The 25,991-nt window shown below is 64.3% G+C and carries 18 protein-coding genes and 1 pseudogene; 2 read left to right on the top strand and 17 right to left on the bottom strand.

What is annotated here, in order from left to right:
• Nucleotides 1–28: 28 nt before the first annotated feature.
• The 4 genes from gcvPB to gcvT all read right to left on the bottom strand — a co-directional run bounded on the left by gcvPB (nt 29) and on the right by gcvT (nt 4,489).
• Nucleotides 29–1,492 carry an aminomethyl-transferring glycine dehydrogenase subunit GcvPB gene (gene gcvPB / locus F595_RS0101430; RefSeq protein ID WP_022955087.1) on the bottom strand — a complete coding sequence of 488 codons (1,464 nt, stop codon included), beginning with the start codon at nt 1,490–1,492 and terminating at the stop codon, nt 29–31.
• Nucleotides 1,489–2,874, bottom strand: coding sequence for an aminomethyl-transferring glycine dehydrogenase subunit GcvPA (gene gcvPA, locus F595_RS0101435; RefSeq protein ID WP_022955088.1), 1,386 nt, complete (start codon nt 2,872–2,874; stop codon nt 1,489–1,491). Before gcvPA ends, gcvPB begins: the two co-directional genes overlap by 4 nt.
• Before the next feature lie 104 nt (nt 2,875–2,978).
• A complete protein-coding gene (gcvH, locus tag F595_RS0101440) occupies nt 2,979–3,359 on the bottom strand; it encodes a glycine cleavage system protein GcvH (protein WP_022955089.1) in 381 nt (126 codons plus the stop codon).
• A gap of 44 nt (nt 3,360–3,403) precedes the next feature.
• On the bottom strand, nt 3,404–4,489 hold the full coding sequence (gene gcvT / locus F595_RS0101445) for a glycine cleavage system aminomethyltransferase GcvT (RefSeq protein WP_022955090.1): 1,086 nt from the start codon (nt 4,487–4,489) through the stop codon (nt 3,404–3,406).
• A 252-nt stretch (nt 4,490–4,741) separates the two neighbouring features.
• On the opposite strand from gcvT, the gene F595_RS0101450 reads away from it, so the two are divergent.
• Nucleotides 4,742–6,583, top strand: coding sequence for a phosphoenolpyruvate carboxykinase (GTP) (locus F595_RS0101450; protein ID WP_026913103.1), 1,842 nt, complete (start codon nt 4,742–4,744; stop codon nt 6,581–6,583).
• Nucleotides 6,584–6,860: 277 nt separating this feature from the next.
• Nucleotides 6,861–7,793: an IS5-like element ISPa35 family transposase gene (locus tag F595_RS0101455; RefSeq protein WP_022955092.1), complete on the top strand. Its 933-nt coding sequence runs from the start codon at nt 6,861–6,863 to the stop codon at nt 7,791–7,793.
• A 215-nt stretch (nt 7,794–8,008) separates the two neighbouring features.
• Here F595_RS0101455 and F595_RS14350 read toward each other — a convergent pair.
• From F595_RS14350 to nuoE, 13 genes and pseudogenes are all read right to left on the bottom strand, one after another.
• Nucleotides 8,009–8,696 (bottom strand): annotated as a pseudogene (locus F595_RS14350) (IS5 family transposase).
• 80 nt (nt 8,697–8,776) lie between these two features.
• Entirely contained in the window at nt 8,777–12,400 is a 3,624-nt protein-coding gene (locus F595_RS0101465; RefSeq protein ID WP_156873759.1) for an Ig-like domain-containing protein, read from the bottom strand.
• 10 nt (nt 12,401–12,410) lie between these two features.
• Entirely contained in the window at nt 12,411–13,799 is a 1,389-nt protein-coding gene (locus tag F595_RS0101470) for an OmpP1/FadL family transporter (RefSeq protein WP_022955094.1), read from the bottom strand.
• A gap of 232 nt (nt 13,800–14,031) precedes the next feature.
• Nucleotides 14,032–15,489: an NADH-quinone oxidoreductase subunit NuoN gene (nuoN, locus tag F595_RS0101475; RefSeq protein WP_022955095.1), complete on the bottom strand. Its 1,458-nt coding sequence runs from the start codon at nt 15,487–15,489 to the stop codon at nt 14,032–14,034.
• Nucleotides 15,490–15,495: 6 nt separating this feature from the next.
• Nucleotides 15,496–17,058, bottom strand: coding sequence for an NADH-quinone oxidoreductase subunit M (nuoM, locus tag F595_RS0101480; protein WP_040568000.1), 1,563 nt, complete (start codon nt 17,056–17,058; stop codon nt 15,496–15,498).
• 6 nt (nt 17,059–17,064) lie between these two features.
• Nucleotides 17,065–18,927: an NADH-quinone oxidoreductase subunit L gene (nuoL, locus tag F595_RS0101485; RefSeq protein WP_022955097.1), complete on the bottom strand. Its 1,863-nt coding sequence runs from the start codon at nt 18,925–18,927 to the stop codon at nt 17,065–17,067.
• Complete coding sequence (nuoK, locus tag F595_RS0101490) at nt 18,924–19,232, bottom strand: NADH-quinone oxidoreductase subunit NuoK (RefSeq protein WP_022955098.1); 309 nt, start codon at nt 19,230–19,232, stop codon at nt 18,924–18,926. The genes nuoL and nuoK overlap by 4 nt, the downstream gene beginning before the upstream one ends.
• 53 nt (nt 19,233–19,285) lie before the next feature.
• Nucleotides 19,286–19,801: an NADH-quinone oxidoreductase subunit J gene (gene nuoJ / locus F595_RS0101495; RefSeq protein ID WP_022955099.1), complete on the bottom strand. Its 516-nt coding sequence runs from the start codon at nt 19,799–19,801 to the stop codon at nt 19,286–19,288.
• Nucleotides 19,802–19,817: 16 nt separating this feature from the next.
• On the bottom strand, nt 19,818–20,360 hold the full coding sequence (gene nuoI / locus F595_RS0101500) for an NADH-quinone oxidoreductase subunit NuoI (RefSeq protein ID WP_022955100.1): 543 nt from the start codon (nt 20,358–20,360) through the stop codon (nt 19,818–19,820).
• Between the two features lie 12 nt (nt 20,361–20,372).
• Nucleotides 20,373–21,386, bottom strand: a complete 1,014-nt coding sequence (nuoH, locus tag F595_RS0101505; protein ID WP_022955101.1) for an NADH-quinone oxidoreductase subunit NuoH — start codon at nt 21,384–21,386, stop codon at nt 20,373–20,375.
• A complete protein-coding gene (gene nuoG, locus F595_RS0101510) occupies nt 21,383–24,094 on the bottom strand; it encodes an NADH-quinone oxidoreductase subunit NuoG (RefSeq protein WP_022955102.1) in 2,712 nt (903 codons plus the stop codon). Before nuoG ends, nuoH begins: the two co-directional genes overlap by 4 nt.
• Before the next feature lie 34 nt (nt 24,095–24,128).
• The gene (gene nuoF, locus F595_RS0101515; protein WP_022955103.1) at nt 24,129–25,475 is read right to left on the bottom strand and encodes an NADH-quinone oxidoreductase subunit NuoF; all 1,347 of its coding nucleotides are present in this window, start codon (nt 25,473–25,475) and stop codon (nt 24,129–24,131) included.
• On the bottom strand, nt 25,472–25,990 hold the full coding sequence (gene nuoE / locus F595_RS0101520) for an NADH-quinone oxidoreductase subunit NuoE (RefSeq protein ID WP_022955104.1): 519 nt from the start codon (nt 25,988–25,990) through the stop codon (nt 25,472–25,474). The genes nuoF and nuoE overlap by 4 nt, the downstream gene beginning before the upstream one ends.
• Nucleotide 25,991: the final 1 nt, after the last annotated feature.

Here is a 25,991-nt window from a genome sequence, read left to right on the forward strand (position 1 = left end):
GCGGGGGCCTGAGGGGTGGTGTGGACGCTTACTCGGCGTCCTGTCGCCACACCAGATTGAGTTCCCGGGCCGCGCGCACGTCATCAAGACGGCGCACCGGCAGGGTGTGCGGGGCGCCCTTGACCAGCTCCGGCTCAGTGCGCGCCTCCTCGAGGATCTTCACCAGCGCATCCGCGAAGCCGTCCAGCTCGTCCGGCGACTCGGTCTCGGTGGGCTCGATCAGGAAGCACTCCGGCACCAGCAGGGGGAAGTAGGTGGTCGGAGCATGGTAGCCGTAATCGAGCAGGCGCTTGGCGATGTCCATGGCACTGACGCCCAGCTCCCTGGCTTCCCTGGCAAAGGTGATGATGAACTCGTGCGAGGCACGACGCTCCGGATAGGCGAGCTGGAAGCCCTCCTTGACCAGGCGCTGCATCAGGTAGTTGGCATTCAGCGTGGAGAACTCGCCGACCCGGTGCAGACCCTCGCGCCCCAGCGCATAGGCGTAATAGGCGGCTCGCAGCAGCACGCCGGCATTGCCCATGAAGGCCGACAGGTGGCCGATGCTCTGCGGGATGTCGTCGACGTCCAGCCAGCGGTAGCTGCCATCGGCAGCCTTGCCGGCAATCGGCGTGGGCAGGAAAGGCAGCAGGCGCTCGCCGACACCGACCGGGCCGGCGCCCGGACCGCCACCGCCATGCGGCGTGGCGAAGGTCTTGTGCAGGTTCATGTGCAACACGTCGAAGCCCATGTCACCCGGACGCACCTTGCCGAGGATGGCGTTGAGGTTGGCACCATCGTAATAGAGCAGGCCGCCGGCCGCGTGCACGGTCTCGGCGATCTGCTTGATCTGCTGCTCGAAGACGCCGCAGGTGGACGGGTTGGTCATCATCAGGCCGGCGGTCTGCGGGCCGACAGCAGCCTTCAGTGCCTCCAGGTCGACGTCGCCGTTGGCCAGCACGGGAATCTCACGCACCTGGTAGCCGCACATCACCGCCGTCGCCGGGTTGGTGCCGTGCGCGGCGGCCGGGATCAGCATCTCGGTGCGGGCATGGTCGCCGCGCGACTCGTGATAGGCGCGGATCATGGCGACACCGGCAAATTCGCCCTGGGCACCGGCCATCGGCGTCAGCGACACGCCCTTCATGCCGGTGACTTCGGCAAGCACGTTCTGCAGGTCGAACAGGGTGGCGAGATAGCCCTGCGAATGCGACACCGGCGCCAGCGGATGGCGATTCAGGAAGCCCGGCAGCATGGCGGCACGGTGGGCGCCACGCGGGTTGTACTTCATGGTGCAGGAGCCCAGCGGATAGAACTGGGTGTCGATGGCGAAGTTGCGACGCGACAGGTTGGTGTAGTGACGCACCACCTGCAGCTCGGACACCTCGGGCAGCAGCGGACGCTGCTTGCGCACCAGGGAGTCCGGCACGTCATGCAGGTCGCCGCGCTGGCGTGGCGCCTGCGAGGTGGCGCGGCGGCCTTCGGCGGAACGTTCGAAGATCAGCGTGGTCATTTGGCGTGCTCCGCGCGCAGGGCATTTTCCAGGGCGTCCGCATAGCGCTGCAGATCCGCCGCATTCTTGGTTTCCGTGGTGCACACCAGCAGGGCATTGCCGAGCTCGGGGTAGTCCCGGGACAGGTCGTAGCCCCCCAGCACGCCGTTGGCGGCCATGTGCTCAAGCACGGGTGCGACCGCGCAGGGCAGACGGAACACCTTCTCGTGGAACACCGGCCGGCTGAACACGCGATCGACATGGCCGCGACGACTGGTGAGCTGGGCCAGCTCGCGAATGTTGCGATGGCTGGCCAGCGCCACCCGCTCCAGACCCTCGGCACCGAGCAGGCTGAGGTAGATGGTGGAGGCCGTCATGGCCAGGCCCTGGTTGGTGCAGATGTTCGAGGTCGCCTTGGCACGGCGGATGTGCTGCTCGCGCGCCTGCAGGGTGAGCGCGAAGCCGGGCTTGCCTTCGAGATCGACGGTCTTGCCGATGATGCGGCCCGGCATCTGGCGGATATGCGCCATCTTGCAGCACAGGAAGCCGCAGTACGGACCGCCGGAGGACAGCGGGATGCCGAAGGGCTGCGCCTCGCCGACCACGATGTCGGCACCGTGCGCGCCCCACTCGCCGGGCGGCGTGAACAGCGTCAGCGCCAGCGGGTTGACGCAGGCAATCACCAGCATGCGGTGGGCATGCGCCCAGTCGGTCAGCGTGTGCACGTCCTCGAGCACGCCGAAGAAGTTCGGCTGCGGAATGATCAGCGCGGCATAGTCGTCATCGGCATAGGCAGCTAGGCTGCCCGGATCGATGTGCCCGCCCTGGCGGTGGTAGTCGAGCTCGACCAGCTCGATGTCCTGGCCCTCGACGATGGCCTTGAGCGCCGCGCGGTAGAGCGGGGACACCGTGCGCGGCACCAGCACGCGACGCGACTTGCACTGGCGATTGGCGCGGATGGCCATGAGCACGGCCTCGGCGAGGCCGGAGGCACCGTCATAGACCGAAGCGTTGCTGGCATCCATGGCGGTGAGATGCGCCATCATGGACTGGAATTCGTAGATGACCTGCAGCGTGCCCTGCGAGGCTTCGGCCTGGTAGGGCGTGTAGGCCGTGAGGAACTCGCCGCGCGAGGCCAGGTCCCAGACCGCCGCCGGAATGTGGTGCTCGTAGGCGCCGGCACCAATGAAGCAGAGCGCGCCGGCATCCAGCTCGCTGCGTTCGCGCATCAGGCGGGTCACGTCCATTTCCGGCAGGCCATCCGGAATGCCGGTCAGGGGCTGGCAGCGGATCGCCTGCGGAATCTCGTCGAACAGGGTGTCCAGCGACTCCGCACCCTGACCGTCGTTCAGGGTGTCCAGCATGCGGCGAACATCACCGCGGGTATGGGGAATAAAGGGCATGTCCGCCTCACTCGCTCAGCGCGTCAAACAGCAAGAAGCCCTGCCTGGGCAGGGCTCGTCAATTCTCGCGACCGGATCGCCCGCAGGCGCTCCGGCAACCGGCATCAGTCAGCCTGGGCCGCGTAGGTGTCGGCATCCAGCAGGCGATCAAGCTCGGCGGCATCGCTGATGCGGATGCGGTACAGCCAGCCACCCGAATACGGCTCGCTGTTGACGATCTCGGGCGCGTCGACGAGAGCCTCGTTGACCTCGATGATCTCGCCGGACACCGGGGCGTAGATGTCCGAAGCGGCCTTCACCGACTCCACCACGCCCGCCTCGTCACCGGCCTTGACCTGCTTGCCGACATCCGGCAGCTCGACATAGACCAGATCACCCAGGGCATCCTGGGCATGGTCGGTGATGCCGACGGTGACGACATCACCCTCCAGGCGGGCCCATTCGTGGCTGGCGGCATACTTCAGTTCAGCAGGGGTTTGGCTCATGGTTTCTTCCAGCGGACTCGGCCGCAATTGCACAGGGATGACAGTTAACGCACGGCCTTGCCGTGACGGGCAAACACCGGCTTGACGATCTCGACCGGCTGCAGCTTTCCGCGAATGTCCACCCAGGCGCGGACCGCATCACAGACCGGAATGCGCGCCAGGGCAATCGACTTCTCCAGGGTTGGCGAGAAGGTGCCGGAGGTGGTTTCCCCCTCACCCACGCCATCAATCACGACACGCATGTGGGCGCGCAGCACGCCACGCCCCTCCAGCACCAGACCGACCAGGCGCTCGCGCACACCCGCCGCCTTTTCCGCCAGCAGCGCATCGCGGCCGATGAAATCATGATCCCAGGCCACGCTCCAGCCCACCATCGAGGTCAGCGGCGAGTGCTGCTCGTCGAGATCATTGCCGTACAGCGGCATGCCGGCTTCCAGGCGCAGCGTGTCGCGAGCACCGAGGCCGCAGGGCAGCACGCCCGCCGCCACCAGCAAGCGCCAGCATGACGGCGCTTCCGTGGCCGGCAGAATGATCTCCAGACCATCCTCGCCGGTGTAACCGGTACGTGCCACGAACCAGCCATCGGCAGTCTCGCAGCCCTGGAATGCCTCCAGGCTGCCCGCCAGATCAGCCAGCGCCGGATACTGCGCCGCCACCAGCTGCCGCGCCTGCGGGCCCTGGATGGCCAGCATGGCCAGATCGGTGCGCTCATGCAGCGTGACACGGAAGGCTGCTGCCTGCGCCTGCATCCAGGCCAGGTCCTTGTCATGGGTGCCGCAGTTGACGATGACGCGCCAGAGCTCGGGCTGCTGCACCGTTGGCGCATAGACGATGAGATCATCAAGCACGCCACCGGCTTCGTTCAGCATCACCGAGTAGATGGCCTTGCCGGGTGTCTGCAGGCGAGCCACGTCATTGGCCAGCAGCTGGCGCAAATAAGGCAGCGCATCCGGCCCGGCAAGCTCGAGCAGGGTCATGTGCGACACATCGAAAAGGCCGGCGGCACGACGCACGGCATGGTGCTCGTCCAGCACCGAGGTGTACTGCACAGGCATGTCCCAGCCGCCAAAATCGACCAGACGCGCACCCAGCGCAACATGCTCGTCATAGAGAGGGGTACGCAGGCCCATGGGAGCTCCTTTGGACGGCATGCCGGAAAGGCACATATTTTACATGCCTTGCCATGGCGATGGCGAGTCGGCAGCCAACGCCCAGTGAATTGACCGTCCTGTCACCAGGCCGCTGACCAAAGGGCAAAGCCAATGAGCTCGATTTGCCCTATAATGGCGCCCAAATCGCTTGACCTCACGCCTGCCTGATGCTTCGGCACTCCTGACTCCGTGCGTGGGGCAGCCCCAGTATTCATCATTCAAGGACCAGTCATGACACAAGCTGCTGTGAACGCCCCCGCCTATGTCAAACATCCGCGCCTGATCCAGTGGGTCGCCGACATGGCGGCACTGTGCAAGCCGGACGCCATTTACTGGTGCGACGGATCGGAGGAGGAGTACAACCGCCTGTGTGAGGAACTGGTTGCCGCCGGCAGCTTCCGCAAGCTGAATCCGGAAAAGCGCCCGAACTCCTATCTGGCCTGGACCGACCCGTCCGACGTGGCCCGTGTCGAGGACCGCACCTACATCTGCTCCGAACGCAAGGAAGATGCCGGCCCCACCAACAACTGGATGGCTCCGGCCGAGATGCGCGCCACCCTGCAGCCGCTGTTCGATGGCTGCATGAAGGGTCGCACCATGTACGTGGTGCCGTTCTCCATGGGTCCGCTGGGCTCGCCCATCGCCCACATCGGCGTCGAACTCTCCGACAGCGCCTATGTCGCCGTCAACATGAAGCACATGACCCGCATGGGCAAGGCCGTTTATGACGTGCTCGGCACGGACGGCGAGTTCGTGCCCTGCATGCACACCGTCGGCGCCCCGCTCGCCGCCGGCCAGAAGGATGTCGCCTGGCCCTGCAACCCCGACGTCAAGTACATCGTGCACTACCCGGAAACCCGCGAGATCTGGTCCTACGGCTCCGGCTACGGCGGCAACGCCCTGCTCGGCAAGAAGTGCTTCGCGCTGCGCATCGCCTCCACCATGGGTCGTGACCAGGGCTGGCTGGCCGAGCACATGCTCATCCTCGGCGTCACCAACCCGCAGGGCAAGAAGTACCACGTCGCCGCCGCCTTCCCGTCGGCCTGCGGCAAGACCAACTTCGCCATGCTGATTCCGCCCGCCGGCATGCCGGGTTGGAGCGTCAGCACCATCGGCGACGACATCGCCTGGATCAAGCCGGACGCCGAGGGCAACCTGCGCGCGATCAACCCGGAAGCCGGCTATTTCGGCGTCGCCCCGGGCACCAACATGCAGACCAACCCGAACTGCATGCTGTCGCTGAACAAGGACGTGATCTTCACCAACGTCGCGCTCACCGATGACGGCGACGTCTGGTGGGAAGGCCTGGGCGACGCCCCGGCCCACCTGATCGACTGGCAGGGCAAGGACTGGACGCCGGAAGACGGCAAGGCCGGTCGCAAGGCCGCCCACCCGAACTCGCGCTTCACCGTGTCGGCGACCAACAACCCGGCACTGGACCCGGAGTGGGACAACCCGGAAGGCGTGATCATCGACGCGTTCATTTTCGGCGGCCGCCGCTCCAACACCGTGCCGCTGGTGACCGAGGCACGCAACTGGACCGAAGGCGTCTACATGGCCGCCACCATGGGCTCGGAAACCACCGCTGCCGCCTTCGGCGCGCAGGGCGTGGTGCGACGCGACCCGTTCGCCATGCTGCCCTTCGCCGGCTACAACATGAGTGACTACTTCCAGCACTGGCTGAGCCTGGGCGAAAAGCTGGAAGCCGCTGGCGCCAAGCTGCCGCGCATCTACAAGACCAACTGGTTCCGCAAGGACGCCAACGGCAAGTTCGTCTGGCCGGGCTTCGGCGAGAACACCCGCATCCTGAAGTGGATGATCGATCGCATCGAGGGTGAAGCCAAGGGCGTCGAACACGCCGTCGGCATCAGCCCGAGCTACAGCGACATCCGCTGGGTCGGCCTCGACTTCCCGCAGGAGCAGTTCGATCTGGTCACTGACATCAACGTCGATGACTGGGCCGTCGAGCTCAAGCTGCACAAGGAACTGTTCGAGAAGCTGGCGCACAACCTGCCTCCGGCACTGGTCAAGGCCAAGCGCGAGCTGGCCGAGCGCCTGGGCGTGACGCTGTAAGCGACTGAGCGCTGATCATGGCGTAGTGCGCCTGTCCATCACGCATTACCATGGAACGCGGCCTTGATCTTCAGCATGAAGCAATCTGAGTCGCGGCCAACCACATGCTATGCGCTTGCTCACCTTGATTCGGCTGCTGATGCTTTCAAATTCTAGCCGGCATGCGCCAATTAACGGTCAGTCGGGCATGCCGATTTAGCCAACACTTTTAGACTTATAGGAGGATAGCACTGGGCGTTGTTGCACAAACGCCCTCAGTCTGTAGGCTAGCGCGCCCATGACGAAGCCTACTCCCGCCCAATACCGTACCACCAACTGGAAAGACTACAACGCTGCTCTCAAGGCCAGAGGCTCGCTCTCGGTCTGGCTGGATCGTGATATGCAATGGCACGGCCAGCCCACCGGTCGTCGCGGTCGCTCACCGACGTTCAGTGATGCCGCCATCCAATTCTGCCTTACCATCAAAGGCCTGTTCGGCCTGCCGTTGCGGCAGGTCATCGGCTTCGTGCAGAGCCTAATGCATCTGGCGGGTCTGAGTTGGCCAGTGCCCGACTACAGCACGGTCTGCCGTCGCCAAAAGACGCTGACCGTGAATATTCCCTACCGCCCCAGTCGCGATGGCTTGCATCTGCTGGTCGACAGCACCGGCGTGAAGATGCTGGGTGAAGGTGAGTGGAAGACCAAGAAGCATGGCGCGGAATACCGCCGGCAGTGGCGCAAGGTGCATCTGGGCATTGATGCCGAGACGCTGGAGATCCGGGCTATTGAGGTCACGGACAACCGCATCGGCGACGCGCCGATGCTGCCTGAGCTGCTGACGCAGATCCCGGCGACTGAAGTCGTGGCAACAGTGAGCGGCGATGGTGCCTATGACACCAAGGCCTGTCATGCCGCGATTGCGGCACGCGGCGCGGCCGCCGTGATCCCGACCCGCAAGAATGCGCAAACCTGGAAAGGCAGCAGTGCGGGCGTCGAGGCGCGCAATGAAACCTTGCGCTCAACCCGCCATCTGGGCCGGACGATCTGGAAGAAATGGAGTGGTTACCACCGGCGCAGCCTGGTGGAAACCAAGATGGGTTGCTTCAAATTGCTGGGCGAGCGGGTCATGGCCCGAGACTTCGACCGCCAGGTGACGGAGCTTCAGGTACGCGCGGCGATCCTGAACCAGTTCACGCGCTTGGGTACGCCACACACGATACGTGTGTCCTGAGCGGACTGGGGAAGGGGTAGCTGCGCTCAGAGCGGCAATTGCGCAACAGCGCCCTCCGTTTTGGACGCACACGGCATTCATCTCGTCATGCTCGCGAGCATGAATTCGCTCCTGCCGAATAAACTCGATGGCCGCTTTTTTAACTTCCGAATCCTGCAACTGGCGCTGTTGCGCAATTCCCCTGCTGAGCGCGGCTACCCCTGCCCCCAGCCCGCTCAGGACACACGTATCGTGCGTGGCGTGCCCAAGCGCGTGAACTGGTTCAGGATCGCCGCGCGCACCAGAAGCTCTGTCACCTGGCGGTCTAAGTCCCTGGCCCTGACCCGCTCACCGTCGCACGGTCTCAGTCGCCGTGATCTACGTCAGCAACTCAGGCAGTATCGGCGCATCGCCGATGCGATTGTCCGTGACCTCGATGGCCCAGATCTCCAGCGTCTCGGTATCAATGCCCAGATGCACCTTGCGCCACTGGCGGTGGTATTCCGCGCCATGCTTCTTCGTCTTCCACTCGCCTTCACCCAGCATCTTCACGCCGGCGCTGTCGACCAGCAGATGCAAGCCACCGCAGCTTGGGAGGTAGGGAATGCTCACGGTCAGCGTCTTTTGGCGACAACAGACCGTGCTGTAGCCGGGCACAGACCAATCCAAGCCCGCCAGATCAATCAGGCTTTGCACGAAGTCTATGACCTGCCGCAGCGGCAAGCCGAACAGGCCTTTGATGGTCAGTCAGAACTGGATGGCGGCATCGCTGAACGTAGGAGATCGACCACGCGTCCCGTGGGCTGGCCGTGCCATTGCATGTCACGGTCCAGCCAGACCGCGAGCGAGCCTCTGGCTCTTGAGGGCGGCGTTATAGTCTTTCCAGTTGGTGGTGCGGTATTGGGCGGAAGTAGGCTTCGTCATGGGCGCGGCAGCTTACAGACTGCTGGCGCTTGTGCAACAACGCCCAAAGCCTGCAGTCCTTTTCATTCATATCGCCCGGATCAATGCTTGAGTGGTGCCAGGGATGCATCCAAGCTGAAGCGCAGCGCAGGCACACGCACGCGCAATGACCCCCCCAACAAACCACCCAATGCCTTCAAGTTGGCGGTGAGACGTAGCGGCTTTCGATTGCTAAGATTGACAGTGAGTCTGCCATCTGGCAAAAACTCCACAACACCCTCAGCCTCAAAGACTCCCGAACCTTGCATCGGATCGGTATCAGAAGAAAGATTATTGTTACTGCGCACTAAATGCTCGATCGGAATAAGCGGCAAGCCAAGGACAGTCGCAACCGGGTCAATTTCCGGAATGTCGGTATAAAGATCAAACTTGGCTGTAAGAACCAGCTTGCCACCAACATTGCGAATGATACCCAGAATCGGGTCGTTGCGACGACCATCGTTGTCAGCATCCGCGAAGCGCATGCGAAACACCAGTGGTCCGGTATAAACCTGCCCTTCACTCAAATTGTAAACGCGATCAGCGATAGAAAGTGGCAGCACGCCGTTAACTAGGCCAGTGACAATTTCAGCACCGGAGCACAGCGCGCCAGCCAAAGGCAGACTGCAGAGTGCAGCAGTAAGTGGTGAGGCGGTAGGCGTGACACCCAGGCCGGCGTAAATCTGAACCCCCGATGTAACAACCAAGCTGGGATTAATGTATACCGGAATCTCTAGTCCTGGCGAATCCGGCAAGAGATCCTCTGCCTTGCCAAGCGTTGCGCTGAGCGCCGAGGAGATCTGCAGGAACTGATTGCCCTGGCATACCGGGACCGAGGAGCCCGGGGTGTCTTCGGACTGGCGGCCGTTTTCGCACCCCAGAGCGAGATCAGTGGCCGCGCCTGTGAAAGAGCGACCGTCATCACCCGGCACATCGGCATCGACAACTGTGTCTGGCTGCAGCAGGGCACCGTTGGGCGCAAAGCAGCGGCCGGGAGTGGCGGCAGGCACTAGGTTCTCATGCGCCTCACCAGGCTCGCAAAACTGAGTCGGCACCAGTGGACGGCCGGAGGCATCAATGCGTATCGCGCGGCCCTCCAGTCGATCCAGCGCGAAGTTGGCATTGACATCCAGGATCGGCAGCACACGTAATCCCAGCGCTGTGCCGAAAACAGGATCTCCGCCGCGAAAGATCACATCGATGTCCGGACCGCCACGCTGGCGGTTGGGTATTGCGCTAAGGGAAGTGGCGATCATCTGCGTCTGCAAGGGCAGCGCGGGAATACCGTTACGCGCGATACTGCACAGACTGCCGGCGACACAGGCCGCACTGGTATTGGAACCGTTTGATCGCAACACGTAACGGTAAAGTACGTCCTTGACCCATGGGGATGTCGGGTAGAACTGCAGGCCACGCAGCCCGACATTGACGAAACGACCTGCTACAGGAGCCAAGCACTGACCAGCGCTATTGATCACCTCCACTCGGAAGCTGCCGGCGCCACCGCAGCTGGTGGCCAATGTCACCGTCGCGGGATCGATGTCCTGGGAAAACTGCACGGAAATCGGAAGACGCGGATCGATGTCAGGCAGCGGCAACAGGTCATCAGCCGCCTGGCCACCCGCGCAACGGCCTTGGATGTTCGCCGCAATATCGCGCGTGCCCGGCTCGATCGGGCACGGATAGCCCGGTGTCAGTGCCAGCACGATGGGTGGCCGGTTGATGATGCCGGAATTGACCGATGCCGGCAGCGAGAAGCTGCGTACCCAGTCACCCTGAGTGGTGGGCGTCGGGCGCAGCGGCTTGCCGGTCAGGTCCGTGATGTCGTCGGTCAGGGTCAGCGTGTAGCTGCCGCCCATCTCGAGTCCGGCCCGCAGGCGGATGATCAGGGAGTTGCCATCCAGCTCGTAATCGAACGGCACATCACCGGCACTCACGCAACCGGTGCAACTGAGACTGATGGGCGTCGTCAGAATACCGTCGCGCAGGGTGCGGCGATCCACCGGCTCGCTGAAGTTGACAATGATTGGATCACCCGGACGCAGCAGTGAGCCTGGCTCCTGATCCGCCGCGCCGCGCACCTCGCCCGGCACCCAGGAGTCCACGACCGGTGCCAGACCGTCATCGAAGAGACTACCTTGCGGGCCATCCAGATTGGTTTCCAGCTTCAGCGACAGCACGCCGACCGCATCGTCGACGCCCAGCACCTTGAGCTCGGCGACCCCGATGGCCTCGATCTTGAGTATCTCGCGCTTCTCGTCGATGAAGGCAATGCCGCTGACCACCACGTGCAAGACTTCCTGGGTGAAGGCACCATTGGACGTCTTGTTCTTCGCCGTCAGCGAGATGTCCATGGCAAGCGTCACCAGGCTGGGTGCGGACGGCGAGCGATTGAACCGGTTGGGCAGCAACAGGCCGTTGGCATCGCTGATCAGGGTAATACTGAGCTGTTCAGTTGACAGGTTGGCGTTAACCTCGCCACCGATGAATACATCCAAGCCCACCGAAGTCAGCTTGTTGCTCTTGGGTACCCGGATCGGCACGATGGTCGGCGTGAAGTCACGGAAATTCGGCGCGAACGCGAGGTCGGCAAACAGTTCGCCCTGTGCCGGCGCCACTGCTGGCCGGCTGTTGCTGGCATTTCCGACCAGTGGCGAGGCTACCGGGATAGCATTGATAATATCTCCGGTCAGCGAGGAGCTGACGCCGCTGGGCAGCGTGATGCGTACCCGCGTGTCGTTACCGGAGTCACGTGGCTGAAACTCGAATGACGAGTACGGGCCGAAGGCCAGCGCCGCGCCTTGCGACGTGGTGCTGGACAGACGGCTGCGTATGACGGCGGCAGGGACCGTCCCTTGCTGGGTGATGGAACGCAGTTCGAGACGGTAGCGGGACGTCGGGTCAAGATCGGCATCCGGATCGATGGACAGGCGATTGGCAGATACCAGCACCTGTGCCGGCACCAGACTGTCACTGAACATGCCGATCTTGAGCAGACGGACCGATTCGCCATAGACGACCGTTGCCGCGTCCAATGGCTGGGTGAACTGCAGGCGCAGCGTCGAGAAATCGACCAGCGGGAAACCGCCGTTGAGCTCCGTGAGCGGGAAGGTGTCCGCTGCCGGCAGCAGACTGGTGACACGGAAATCATTCAGTGCGCTGAGTGACTGCGACAGCGCCGGTCCCTGCATGGCAGCACGCGTGCTGAACTGCAGCGGTGGCACCCCAACAGGCTGCAGGGACACGTCTCCCGTGGTCAGCGGGATGGCGTCGATGGCAACCACCCGGTAGGTGGACTTTTCCTTGAGCGGCTGAAGCGGCTGCAGACGCAGACTGTTGCCCGCCAGCAGCGGCTCGCTCGCCGGTATCACGGTCAATGCGAACGGCACCGGGGCGCCGCTGAGCTGGCCGTTGACGACCTCGCGAATGGCAAGAAGTTCGGCGGTGCGCACAGGATCCGGATCACGCAGCGGGTGGGAAAAACGCAGCACGATGGGCGCGCCTGGCGCGACTTCCGTCTGACCCGGAAGCGGATAGGTGAACACCAGGCCGCGCTGTTCGCCGACTATCTCGCCGGAACCGTCCGGAAAATCAGGCAGGATGGGGCGCTGCTGGCTGCCACCGCCACCGCCACCACAGGCGGCCAGGGTCAGGGCAAGAACGACGGGGACAAATGCACGCATCATCTCGCTCACCTCAGAAAGTCAGATGCACGGAGGCATTGACGGCTTGCGAGTAACCACCAGCCTTCACGTCCTCGCAACGGGCATTGTCGCCACAGCCGGCGACCGGCTGCTGCTGACCTTCTTCGTTGCCGACATTGCGCGTGGTGGCAATGCGGAAATCGCGGTCTTCGAGAATGTGGTACTGATAGCCGAGATCGAAACGCACCGGCTGCGACAGGAACAACGCCTGCTCGATCAGGTAGGAAAAGCCGAGACCGATGACGGTGCGGTTGTTGTCGACAAAGTTGATGTCGGTCGACTGCAGCGACAGCAGAGGCGACTGCTCGTAGGAGACTCCGCCGAGAAAGCTGAAGTTGGGCGAGGCCTTGTACTCGAAGCCGACACGCGGAATGAACACGTCGCGGAACTCGAGATTGGCCTGGTCACGGATGGTGTCCTCGGCAAACTTGTCGTTGAGACCGGTCCACATCTGGTACTCGCCGGTGAAGCCGACACGCAGCTTGTGCATCTTGTACATCAGACCCAGCGACCAGGTTTCCGGAGTGTAGGCATCGATGGTGGCCAGCGCGAGCGGCAGACCCGGCGTGGCGACCGCATTCGGCACCACGGCCTTGGCATCGACATTGGCGGACAGCTCGGATTCGTAGCGCCAGGCCAGCGACGTCTCGACGCCGGTCAGCCAGCAGCCGCGCTTGCCCGGACAGACCACCGTGCCCCAATCCACCGTGCCGCTGAGGATGGGCTGGATGGATGGCTTGGCAGATACCTTGAGGCTTTCGAAGCCGGTGTTGCCACCCAGGTCACTGAAGGCCTGGAGCTCGGCATTCGCCGCAAGGGTGATGCGCGCTGCGGCACCGACATCGAAGCCGGGCACCACGTTGAGGCCTGCGCCCAGTCCGAGGAACAGGGACTGCTGGCCGTAGCGGAACGATTGCGCGGTTTGCGAGGACTCGGAGCTGAAGGAAAGGATGCGCTCACCGGAACGCTCGGCGCCGAGCATGAACCCCAGCACCATGGCGCGATCGCTTTTCAGCATGTTGCTGAGATCGGACTTGAAGCCCAGCAGCACGTTGTAGTTGGACGCGTCCTCGATCACATCGTTCTCGACGATGCGGACCGGATCTCCATTCGCGTCAGTCGGCGTGCCCTGCGGATCGGCCGTCAGCTCCTGATCGGTATACAGGTAGCCGGCAGACAACGCGCCCTTGCGGTCACGCGCGAGATAGGACGGGTTGTAGTAGGTGGCGGAAGGCTGGTTGCTGAACATCGACAACGCCTGCGAGGTTGCCACGTCCTGGGCAAAGAAACCGTAGTTGGATGCCACCTGCCCCATGGCGGCATGAGCACCAGCGGGCAACATGGCAAGCATGAGGAGAGGCAGACGGGGCACGGCAGGCATGGCGACTTCCTGTTCTTATTATCGGGCGTCTACTGCGCAGACAGGGCGGTCCGGGCAGAAAATTTAGATTTGAACATAAATAAACAGGAAAGCCAAAGGCCAGCGCCATTCTGTTGCACTTTTGTAATCCCGCCGGATTCCAGACAGCAAAACGCCGCCCGAAGGCGGCGTATCTCGGCAACACGACAGGCGTCGACACGCCGCGACCGTTTCAGGCCGCAGCGGAATCACTTTACTCGAAGACCACGATGCCGGCCTGGGTCACCAGGCTCATCGCCGGCTGCGGGTAGGTGCCGAGCAGGAACATCAGGCCGGCCATGACCAGTACCATGATGCCGCCCATGCGCTGACCCCAGTGCAGATCAGCCTCCATGCGACGCTGACCCGGTGTCGGCATGTACAGGGCCACCACCACGCGCAGGTAGTAGTAGAGGGCGATGGCGCTGCCGATGACCAGGGCAGCCATCAGCCACCAGAGGCCGGCTGCGACACCTGACAGGGCGATGTAGAACTTGCCGATGAAGCCGGCGGTGAACGGGATGCCGGCCAGCGACAGCATCATCACCGTGAGCACGGCGGTCAGGTAGGGACGGGTCCAGAACAGGCCGCGGTAATCGAAGATGGCATCGGCATCGCGCCCCTGCGCCGGGTTCGACATCAGCGCGATGACACCGAAGGCGCCGATGGTGGTAACCACATAGGTCAGCAGATACATCCCCACCGACTCCAGCGCCAGCGTGCCTCCGGCCACGATGGCGATGAGCAGGTAACCGAAGTGGGCGATCGACGAGTAGCCGAGCAGGCGCTTGATGTTGGTCTGGTTGACGGCGAGCAGGTTGCCGACGAACACGGACAGGAAGGCGATGACGCCGAGGATCAGCGGCCAGACACTGGCGTGGGCGGCAGGCACCTCGACCAGGAAGCGCAGCAGCACCACGAACACGGCGACCTTGGCGGCAGTGGCCAGATAGGCACCAACCGGCGCCGGTGCGCCTTCGTAGACGTCAGGGGTCCACAGGTGGAACGGCGCCAGCGACAGCTTGAAGGCCATGGCGGCGAGGATCATGGCGATGCCGGCGTAGCCGAACGGACTGATCAGGCCGGCCTGCGCGAGCTGGGCACCCAAGGCAGGGAAGCTCAGGCTGCCGGACTCGGCATAGAGCAGCGCCATGCCGAACAGCATGGTGGCGCTGGCCACGGCGGACAACACCATGTACTTGATGCCGGCCTCCAGCGAATGCTTCTGGCGGAAGGTATAGGCGACCAGACCGTAGACCGGGATCGACATCAGCTCGAGGCCGATGAAGAACGAGGCCAGGTGACGGCTCATGATCAGCACCAGCGCACCCATGGCGGAAAGCACCAGCAGCAGGTAGACCTCTTCCTTGTTGTCGGCGAAGTCCTTGAAGTAGGCATGCATCAGCGTGGCGCAGGCCAGCGTGGCAAACAGCACCAGGCCCATGTAGAAGGCGGCGTAGCCATCGACCACCAGCAGTTCGGTGACCAGCTGCGGTTCCTGGCGAGCGATCACGAACACCGACAGCAGAGCGAGGTTGAGACCGATCACGGTGATGGTGGCGTTGAAGTCATGATGACGCTTGATGGCGATCGCCAGCATGACCAGGACGGCTGTGGCGCCGGTGATCAGCAGCGGCAGCAGGGCAATCAGTTGGGAGGCGGTGATGGTCATGACGTATCAATAGCCTGCAGGTGTCGTCAGGCCGGGAACGGCAGCCTGGGTGTAGATCGAGAGGAAGTGCTGCACGCTGGCGGCGGCGGTGTCGAACACCGGCTGCGGATACAGGCCGAGCGCCAGCAGGGTCGCCATCAGGGCGATCATGATGCCAAGCTCGCGCGCATTCAGGTCTGGCAGACGGGTGTCACTGCTGGCCGGACCGTAGAACGCCTTCTGCATCATCAGCAGACCGTACACGGCGGCGAGGATGAGACCGCCGGAGGCCAGCACGGCCACCCAGACATTGGCCTGGAAGCCGCCGAGCAGGATCATGATCTCACCGACGAAGTTGCCCAGACCCGGCAGGCCCAGCGAGGCCGCCGCGAAGAACAGCGTGATCGGTGGCAGATAGCGCAGACGCGACCAGAGACCGCCCATTTCGCGCAGATCGCGGGTGTGCAGACGCTCGTAAAGCTCGCCGCAGAGAATGAAGAGCGCACCGGCGGACAGACCGTGCGCCAGCATCTGCACCACCACGCCCTGCAGGGCCACGGTGTTGCCGGCATAGATGCCGACCAGCACGAAGCCCATGTGCGAGACCGAGGTGTAGGCGATCAGGCGCTTGATGTCGGTCTGGGCACAGGCAAGCACGGCGCCATAGAAGATGCCGAACACGCCCAGCCACATGGCGATCGGCGCAAACTCCAGCGAGGCATTCGGGAAGAACGGCACACCAAAGCGCAGCAGACCGTAGCCGGCGGTCTTGAGAAGGATGCCGGCCAGATCGACGGAGCCTGCCGTCGGTGCCTGGGCATGGGCATCGGGCAGCCAGGAGTGCACCGGAACAACAGGCAGCTTGACCGCGAAGGCAATGAAGAAGCCCAGCATCAGCACCATTTCCACGGCCGGAGCCATGCTGGTACCGAGCAGCACTTCGTAGTCGAAGCTCACCACGCCCGTGGTCTGGGCATGCACCACGACCAGGCCGATGATGGCCAGCAGCAGCAGCAGACCGCTGGCCTGGGTATAGATGAAGAACTTGGTGGCGGCACTGATGCGGCTGCGTCCGTTGGCTCCCTTGTGGCCCCAGAGGGCGATCAGGAAGTACATCGGCACCAGCATCATTTCCCAGAAGAAGAAGTACAGCAGCATGTCGATGGCGAGGAACACGCCAACGACGCCGCCGATGTTGAACAGCAGGTTCAGGTAGAAGAAGCCGACGTGACGGTCAATTTCGCGCCAGGACGAGATCACCGCAAGCAGACCGAGGAAGCCGGTGAGCAAGAGCATCAGCAGCGACAGGCCGTCGAGGCCGAGATGGAAGCTGATGCCGAAGCGCGGAATCCAGTCAGCCTGGTACTCCAGCATCCAGACCGGCGTGCCGCCGAGCACGGCGCCGACGTCGGCGGTGCGGAAATCGCCTTGCAGCCAGAGCAGGCAGCAACCTGCCAGAAACAGGGCCATGGTGACACTGGCAATCCAGCGTGGTGCGTGCTGGTTGATGCGCTCCGCCTGCCAGGCGATCAGGCCGCCGACAAAGGGCAGCAGAAGCAGCAGGGGCAGAATCGAGGAATCAAACGTCATCATGGCTTACACCAGCACCATCACGGAAAGGATCAAGGCAGCACCCACCGCGAAGGAGGCTGCATACCAGCGAATCTGGCCATTCTCGCTGACCACCACGGCGCGGTTGCCACGCTGGGCCAGCCAGGGCAGCACGCCCACCAGCTGATCCATCGGGTCGCGGCGCAGCAGATGCACCAGCGCCATGAACGGCCTCACGAAGACACGATCATAGAGCCAGTCGAAGCCCCAGGCGTTGTACCAGAGTCGCGTCAGCATCTGGCCGACACCGGTGCCGGCAATGCGTTGCACCAGGCGACGCTCGCCGAGGTAGAGCCATGCCGCGAGCAGAATGCCGGCGATGGCAATGCCACCCGACAGCCACTCAAGCGCGTGACGGCCTTCCAGTGCCAGCTCGGGTGCCATCAGCGAGGACGGCATAGGCGGCAGCACACCCTCCAGCGGCTGATGCACCAGCGCGCCAAGACCGGTGGACAGCACCAGCAGGATGGCCAGCGGCAGCCAGTAGTCGGCGCCCTTGATGGCGTCGGCATGGCCGTTTTCCTTGCCATGGAAGGCAACGAAGATCAGGCGGAAGGTGTAGATCGAGGTCAGGAAGGCACCGACCAGACCGGCAATCAGCAGGTCCTGGTGGCCGCCGGCCCAGACCTCGAACAGGATCTGGTCTTTCGAGAAGAAGCCCGAGGTCAGGAACGGCAGAGCCGCCAGCGCACCGCCACCGACAAGGAAGCAGGCATAGACGAAGGGAATCTTCTTGCGCAGGCCGCCCATCTTGAAGATGTCCTGCTCATGGTGGCAGGCGATGATGACCGCGCCGGCAGACAGGAACAGCAGGGCCTTGAAGAAGGCGTGGATCATCAGGTGGAAGATTGCCGCCGACCAGGCGCCGACACCGAGCGCGAGGAACATGTAGCCAATCTGGCTCATGGTCGAATAGGCCAGGATGCGCTTGATGTCGGTCTGCACCAGCGCGGCAAAGCCCGACATCACCAGGGTGATGGCGCCAATGACGGCAACCAGCAGCAGCACGTCCGGGGTGAGCAGGAACAGCTCGTGGGTGCGCGCGATCAGATAGACGCCGGCGGTGACCATGGTGGCGGCGTGGATCAGTGCCGAGACCGGGGTCGGGCCGGCCATGGCATCGGCAAGCCAGGTCTGCAGCGGCAGCTGGGCCGACTTGCCGACCGCGCCACCGACCAGCAGCAGGGTGGCGGCCGTCAGCCAGGGGTCACCGGCGGCAAAGTGCTCGGGAGCACGTGCCATCAGCTCCTGGATGTTCAGGGTGCCGAGCTCGCGGAACAGGATCATCAGGCCGATGGCCATGAAGGTGTCGCCGACGCGGGTCACCACGAAGGCCTTGCGTGCGGCCAGGCCGTTGGCGGCATCCTTGTAGTAGAAGCCGATGAGCAGGTAGGAGCACAGACCCACACCTTCCCAGCCAACGTAGAGGAAGAGCAGGTTGTCACCCAGCACCAGCACCAGCATGGCGGCGACGAACAGGTTCATGTAGGAGAAGAAGCGCTCGTAGCCCTCCTCGCCGCGCATGTACCAGGACGCGAAGACATGGATCAGGAAGCCGACGCCGGTGATGACACCCGTCATGGTCAGCGACAGGCCGTCCAGACGCAGGGCGAAGCGGGGATCGAAACCGGGCACGTTGATCCAGGTCCACAGCGCCTGGGTGTAGGAGCCGCCAGCCGGCACCGAGCTCAGGAAGTCGACGCCGACAAGCGCTGCGGTGGCGGCCGACAGGCCCATGGCACCGACGCCGACGATGGCAGCCAGGTTCTCGGACAGACGGCCGCGCGCGGTCGCGAGGATCAGGAAGCCGATGATCGGGAAGACAATGGTCAGGTAGAGCAGGTTCATCCGCGCATCTCACTGGCTGCGTCGACATCAAGCGTGCCGAAACGACGATTCAACTGAAGCAGGATGGCGAGACCGATGGCTGCCTCCGCCGCTGCCAGACTGAGGATCATGATGAACATGATCTGCCCGTCAGGCTGACCCCAGCGCGCACCGGCGACCACGAAGGCCAGGGCAGCCGCGTTCATCATGATCTCCAGCGACATCAGCATGAACAGGATGTTGCGGCGCACCAGCACACCCGTCAGGCCCAGCACGAAGAGGATGGCGGCCAGTGCCAGGCCATGCTCCATCGGTATTCCAGTCATATCAACCCACCTATGTTTCCGGGCGTCCGTCACCGGGCGCCACCGCTACGCTGTCAGATCTTGCCGGTCTCGGGCTTGTCGCTGTCTCTGCGTCCGAGATGGAAGGCCGCCACCAGGGCTGCCAGCAGCAGGAAGGACGCCAGTTCCACCACCAGCAGGTACGGGCCGAACAGGGCGATGCCGACCTGCTTGGCAGATACGGTCTCGAGGCCGGCGGGATGCAGTCCCATGCCGGACAGGGTGTAGAGCATCAGCCCCAGCAGCACCAGCGCGAGCAAGGCCGGCCCCAGCCACAGTTTCGGCGTCAGCCAGCCCTTTTCCTGGATCACCACGGTATCGCCAAGATTGAGCATCATCACCACGAACACGAACAGCACCATGATGGCACCGGCGTAGACGATGACCTCGAGGATGCCGGCAAACGGCGCGCCCAGCGCGAAGAAGATGACCGCCACCGCGAGCAGCGACACGATCAGGTTCAGCAGCGCATGCACCGGGTTGCTGTTGGTGATGACACGCAGCGTGGCCAGGATGGCAACGGCAGCGGCAATGTAGAACGCGTAAAGCACGATGCTTCTCCTGGGCTCAGGGCATGAGGCCCTTGACGTTGACGGGAGCGGCCTCGTTCTGAGCCTGGCCTTTTTCCTTGCCCGCGATGGCCATGCCGGCGACGCGGTAGAAGTTGTAGTCCGGGTTCTTGCCCGGGCCGGAGATCAGCAGGTCTTCCTTCTCGTAGACCAGATCCTGGCGCTTGTACTCGGCCAGCTCGAAGTCCGGCGTGAGCTGGATCGCGGTGGTCGGACAGGCCTCTTCGCACATGCCGCAGAAGATGCAGCGCGAGAAGTTGATGCGGAAGAACTCGGGGTACCAGCGGCCATCCTCGTGTTCGGCCTTCTGCAGCGAGATGCAGCCCACCGGGCAGGCCACGGCGCAGAGGTTGCAGGCGACGCAACGCTCCTCGCCATCCGGGTCACGGGTCAGCACGATGCGGCCACGGTAGCGCGGCGGCACGTAGATCGGCACTTCCGGGTACAGCAAGGTGTCGCGCTTGCGGAAGGTGTGCGAGAACACCATCACCATGCTGCGCACTTGCGTGTAGGCACCGACCAGCAGTTTCCACAGGGTCATGACAGAGTCCCCTTACGGTGTATTCAGCAGGACCACCGCAGCGGTCACCAGCATGTTGATCAGGGTCAGCGGCAGGCAGACCAGCCAGCTGAACGACATGACCTGGTCGTAGCGCGGACGCATGAGGGCGCCACGCACGAGCACGAAGATCATGATGAAGAAGGCGGTCTTGGCGGCAAACCACAGGAACGGCGGGATGAACTCCAGGTACGGCAGCGGCTGCCAGCCCCCGAAGAACAGCGTCACCAGCAGCGCCGAGATCACCACCACGCCGACGTATTCGCCAACGAAGAACATGCCCCACTTCATGCCGGCATATTCGATGTGGTAGCCGTCAGCGAGCTCCTGCTCGGCTTCCGGCTGGTCGAACGGGTGGCGGTGGGTGACGGCGATGCCGGCGATGATGAAAGTGCAGAAGCCGAAGAACTGCGGAATGATGAACCAGACGTTCTGCTGGGCCTCGACGATCTCGCGCAGATTGAAGGAGTCGGCCTGGATCACCACACCCATCAGCGACAGACCCATGAACACTTCATAGGACAGGGTCTGGGCCGAGGCGCGCACGCTGCCGAGCAGCGCGTACTTGTTGTTCGAGGCCCAGCCGGCGAAGAGCACGGCGTAGACCGCGAGACCGGCCATGGCAAAGAAGAACAGCAGACCGATGTTGAGGTCGGCGATGCCCCAGGTCGGCGTGATCGGCACCACGGCCATCGCCACCAGCAGCGCCGACAGCGCGATCACCGGCGCCAGCGTGAAGGTGAGCTTGTCGACGAAAGGCGGCGTCCAGTCTTCCTTGAAGAACATCTTCAGCATGTCGGCGACAAGCTGGAAGATGCCGCCGGGGCCGACACGGTTGGGGCCGTGACGATCCTGCCAGACGGCGAGCAGACGACGCTCGACGAAGCTCAGCAGCGCCGCGCTGATGACGGTGACCAGCAGGATGACCACGGCCTGGATCATGGCAATGGCGATGGCCACCACGTCCGGCGTGAAGAAATCGCTGACGGCCTGGATCAGTTCGTTCATGCCGACACTCCCGAGACGGTCACGCGCACGTCGCGGGCGACATAGGGTTGCTGCGGCAGACCGATGGGCAGGCCGATGCCGTCCGCACTCAGATCGTCACGCACCTGCACCGGCAGCTCCAGGGTGGCGTCGGCCATCCAGATGCGTACCGTGCCGCCGTCACCAACGCCGAGCTGAGCGGCTGCCTGGGGCGACAGGGCGGCGTAAGGCGCCGGCTGACGCTCGCTGGTGACATCGGAACGCGCCGACAGCTCGTCGCTGCCGAAGAGATGGAACAGCGGCAGCACGCGCAGGCCGTCACCGGCTGGCAGCGCGACCTTGGCGGCGTAGTAGGCCGTGGTGCCGGTCGGTGTCAGCAGGCGCACGCCCGAGTCACCGGCCTTGAGATGGCCGCCGACCTCGTCCTGGAACTTGTTCCAGGCCTGCGGCGAATTCCAGCCCGGCGCCCAGGCGAACGGGGTCAGCTGGGTCGGTTCGTCGGGGCCGCTGAGGCCTTCCATCGAGAAGGCCAGCGCCGAGTCGGCATCCTGCGTGGCACGCGGCTCATGCACGGAGATGTTGGCGCGCATGGCCGTGCGTCCGGAATAGCGACGCGGCTCTCGGGCGATCTTCAGGCCCTTGATGCGGAAGCCGGCGCTGGGCGCGGCCTCGACGATGCCGGCAAGCACCGGGAAGGCGGACACGGTGGCGGCGATGACGTCATCGAGATGCATCCAGCGCACCGACTCGCCCTGCAGGGTGCTGTGCAGCGCATGCAGCCAGCGCCAGCCGTCACGAACCTCGACCTGGTCATCGTAGTAGGCCGGGTCATAGACCTGGAAATAGCGCTGGGCGCGACCTTCGGCACTGACCACGGTACCGTCAGCCTCGGCAAAGCTGGCTGCCGGCAGCAGCCAGTGCGCACGCGCACCGGTGCTGGTGAGCTGGTGGTCAACCACGATCAGGCGCGCATTGGCGAGCGCGGCGTCGACGCGTGCGGCGGGAGCACGGCGATAGAGGTCGTTCTCGAGCACGACGACGGCATCGGCATCGCCGGCGGCGAGCTGGGACAGCGCGGCATCCAGCGAATCGCCCCCCATCAGGGTCAGACCCAGGCTGTTGACCTCGGCCAGCGCCAGACTGATGGCAGCGGACTTGCCACGCGCCTGCAGGGCGCGGGTGATGTTGGCAGCGGCCTCGACGATGGCCGGGCTGGCCAGGCTGGTGCCGGACACCACCAGCGGGCTGGCCGCGGCCAGCAGGGCGTCGGCCACCGGCTGCACCAGGGCACGGGCGGCCTCGGGCAGGTCGGCCACGGCCGGCGCGGCAGCGTCGATGGCATGGGCAACGGCAAAGCCGAAGCGGGCGATGTCTTCCGGCAGCAGCTGCAGGCTGGCCTCGGCCACGTCATCCAGACGCGTGGCCTGCACCGTCACCGAGAACAGCGGCGAGCGGGCGCGCTGGCCGATGTCGCGCACACCGAGGGCATTCCAGTCACCGACCTTTCTGTCGGCCGCCATCTGCACCGGCTTGTTCTTCACCGACTGGCGCAGGGCCAGGGCAACACGGGCGGCGGTCTGGGTCAGGTCCTCGCCCAGCACGAGCACGGCATCCTTGTCCTCGATGGCACGCAGGCTGGGCACGGCATCGGCCTGCTGCTGCAGCACGGCGAGCGCGGCACGATCGGCCGCCAGCTCGCTGGCCGAGACACCGGCAAAGAAGTTGGCCGGACCGACCAGCTCACGCAGCGCGTGGTTGCCTTCCAGGGAGGCACGCGGCGAGCCGATGCCGATGACGCGGCGGGCGTTCTTGAACTCGGCGGCGATGCCGTCCAGGGCGACATCCAGCGAACGCGCCACGAAATGGCCGGACTCCAGCTGCTGGGGCTGGCGCGGACGGTCCTCGCGGTTCACGAAGCCGTAGCCGAAGCGGCCGCGGTCGCAGAGGAAGTAATGGTTGACGGCACCGTTGTAGCGGTTCTCGATGCGACGCAGCTCGCCGTAGCGCTCGCCCGGGCTGATGTTGCAGCCGACGGCGCAGCCCTGGCAGACGCTGGGCGCGAACTGCATGTCCCATTTGCGGTTGTAGCGCTCGCTGTGGGTCTTGTCGGTGAACACGCCGGTCGGGCAGACCTCGGTGAGGTTGCCGGAGAACTCGCTCTCCAGCGTGCCGTCCTCGACACGACCGAAGTAGACGTTGTCGTGGGCACCGTAGACGCCGAGGTCGGTACCGCCGGCATAGTCGTTGTAGTAGCGCACGCAGCGGTAGCAGGCGATGCAGCGGTTCATCTCGTGATTGATGAACGGACCCAGGTCCTGGTTCTGGTGGGTGCGCTTGCTGAAGCGGTAGCGACGGGTGTTGTGGCCCGTCATCACGGTCATGTCCTGCAGGTGGCAGTGACCGCCCTCTTCGCAGACCGGGCAGTCGTGCGGGTGGTTGGTCATCAGCCACTCGACCACGGAGGCACGGAACTGCCTGGCCTCTTCGTCATCGATGGAGATGAAGGTGTTGTCGGTGGACTGGGTCATGCACGACATCACCAGGCGGCCGCGCTTGTCGTCGGCATTGGCGTACTGCTTGACCGCGCACTGACGGCAGGCACCTACCGACCCCAGGGCCGGATGCCAGCAGAAATAGGGGATGTCCAACCCCAGTGACAGGCAGGCGCGCAGCAGGTTGTCACTGCCGTCGACCTCGTACTGTTTTCCGTCTACGTGAATCGTTGCCATGTCAGACCGTCTTCAAACTTGCAAAAAGGGAGGCTCAGGCCGTTGCCGGCTGGGCGGCAGACGCCGGGCTCGGCACAGCGGCCACGCCAGCGTCGAATTCGCCACGGAAATACTTGATCGCGCTGCCCAGCGGCTCGACCGCACCCGGCGCATGGGCGCAGAAGGTCTTGCCCGGACCGAGGTGTCCGACCAGCTGCAGCAGGGTCTCGACATCGCCTGCACGACCTTCGCCGCGTTCGAGCGCGCGCAGCAGCTTGACGCTCCACGGCAGGCCGTCACGGCAGGGCGTGCACCAGCCGCAGGATTCGCGGGCGAAGAACTCTTCCATGTTGCGCAGCAGCGAGACCATGCTGATGGTGTTGTCGACAGCCAGCGCCAGACCGGTGCCCATGCGGGTACCGACCTTGCCGATGCCGGCGGCGGTCATGGTGGCACTGAGGTGTTCGGGCAGCAGGAAACCGGTGCCGGCACCGCCGGGCTGCCAGGCCTTCAGCGTGTAGCCGTCACGCATGCCGCCGGCATAGTCCTCGAACAGCTCGCGTGCGCTGACCGCGAACGGCAGCTCCCAGACACCGGGGTTCTTCACCTTGCCGGAGAAGCCCATCATCTTGGTGCCGTGGTCTTCGCTGCCCGGACGCGCAAGGGTGTGATACCACTCGACGCCGTTGGCCACGATGGCGGGAACGTTGGACAGGGTTTCCACATTGTTGACGCAGGTCGGCTTGCCCCAGACGCCGACAGCGGCCGGGAACGGCGGCTTCGAGCGGGGGTTGGCGCGACGGCCTTCCAGGGAATTGATCAGTGCCGTCTCTTCACCGCAGATGTAGCGGCCGGCCCCGGTGTGCACGTAGAGCTCGAAGTCGAAGCCGGAGCCGAGGATGTTCCTGCCCAGCAGGCCGGCGGCACGCGCCTCGTCCAGCGCACGGTTGAGAATGCGGGCCGCGTCGACATACTCGCCACGCAGGAAGATGTAGCCGGTGGTGGCCGCGAGGGCGCGCGCGCTGATGATCATGCCTTCGATCAGCAGGTGCGGCAGCTGCTCCATGAGCAGGCGGTCCTTCCAGGTGTTGGGCTCCATCTCGTCGGCGTTGCAGAGCAGGTAGCGCGGGGTCACGCCGTCGCTGGGCGGCATCAGGCCCCACTTCACGCCGGTCGGGAAGCCGGCGCCGCCACGCCCCTTGAGACCGGAGTCCTTGACCATCTGCACGATGTCAGCCGGGGCCAGCTCCTTGAGCGCCTTGCGCAGGCCGGCATAGCCGTTCTTGGCCTGGTAGTCGGCGAGATCCACGGTGGCGCCGTCATCACGCAGGCGCCAGGTCAGCGGGTGCGTCTCGGCGGAGCGGGAAATGGCGTTGGACGGACCGAAGGAGGACAGCTTCATGCGTATTTCTCCAGCAGCACGGGCACCTGGTCGGGGCTCATGCCGCCGTAGGTGTCATCGTCGATCATCAGGGTCGAGCCCTTGTCACAGTTGCCCAGGCAGCACACCGGCAGCAGCGTGAAACGGCCGTCGGCCGTGGTTTCACCGTAGCCGACGCCAAGCTGCTCGCGCAGCGCCGCCAGCACCGACTCATGGCCGTTGATGTAGCAGGTCATGCTGTCGCAGAGACGGATCACGTGACGGCCGACCGGGACACGGAAGATCTGGCTGTAGAACGTGGCCACGCCCTCGACGTCCGGCACCGGGATGCCGAGCACCTCGGCGATGGCCGGAATGGCACCATCCGGTACCCAGCCGTGATTGGCCTGGACGATCTTGAGCGCATCGATGCTGGCAGCGCGGGCATCCGGATAGTGCTCGACGGCATGCTCGATGTCGGCACGCTCCTGGGGCGACAGCTGAAAACGGCTGGTCGCGATGAGCTGGGTGCTGGGGTTCTGGTTGGCGTTGTGCATG

The sequence above is a fragment of the Perlucidibaca piscinae DSM 21586 genome, from assembly GCF_000420045.1.
GTDB lineage: Bacteria > Pseudomonadota > Gammaproteobacteria > Pseudomonadales > Moraxellaceae > Perlucidibaca > Perlucidibaca piscinae.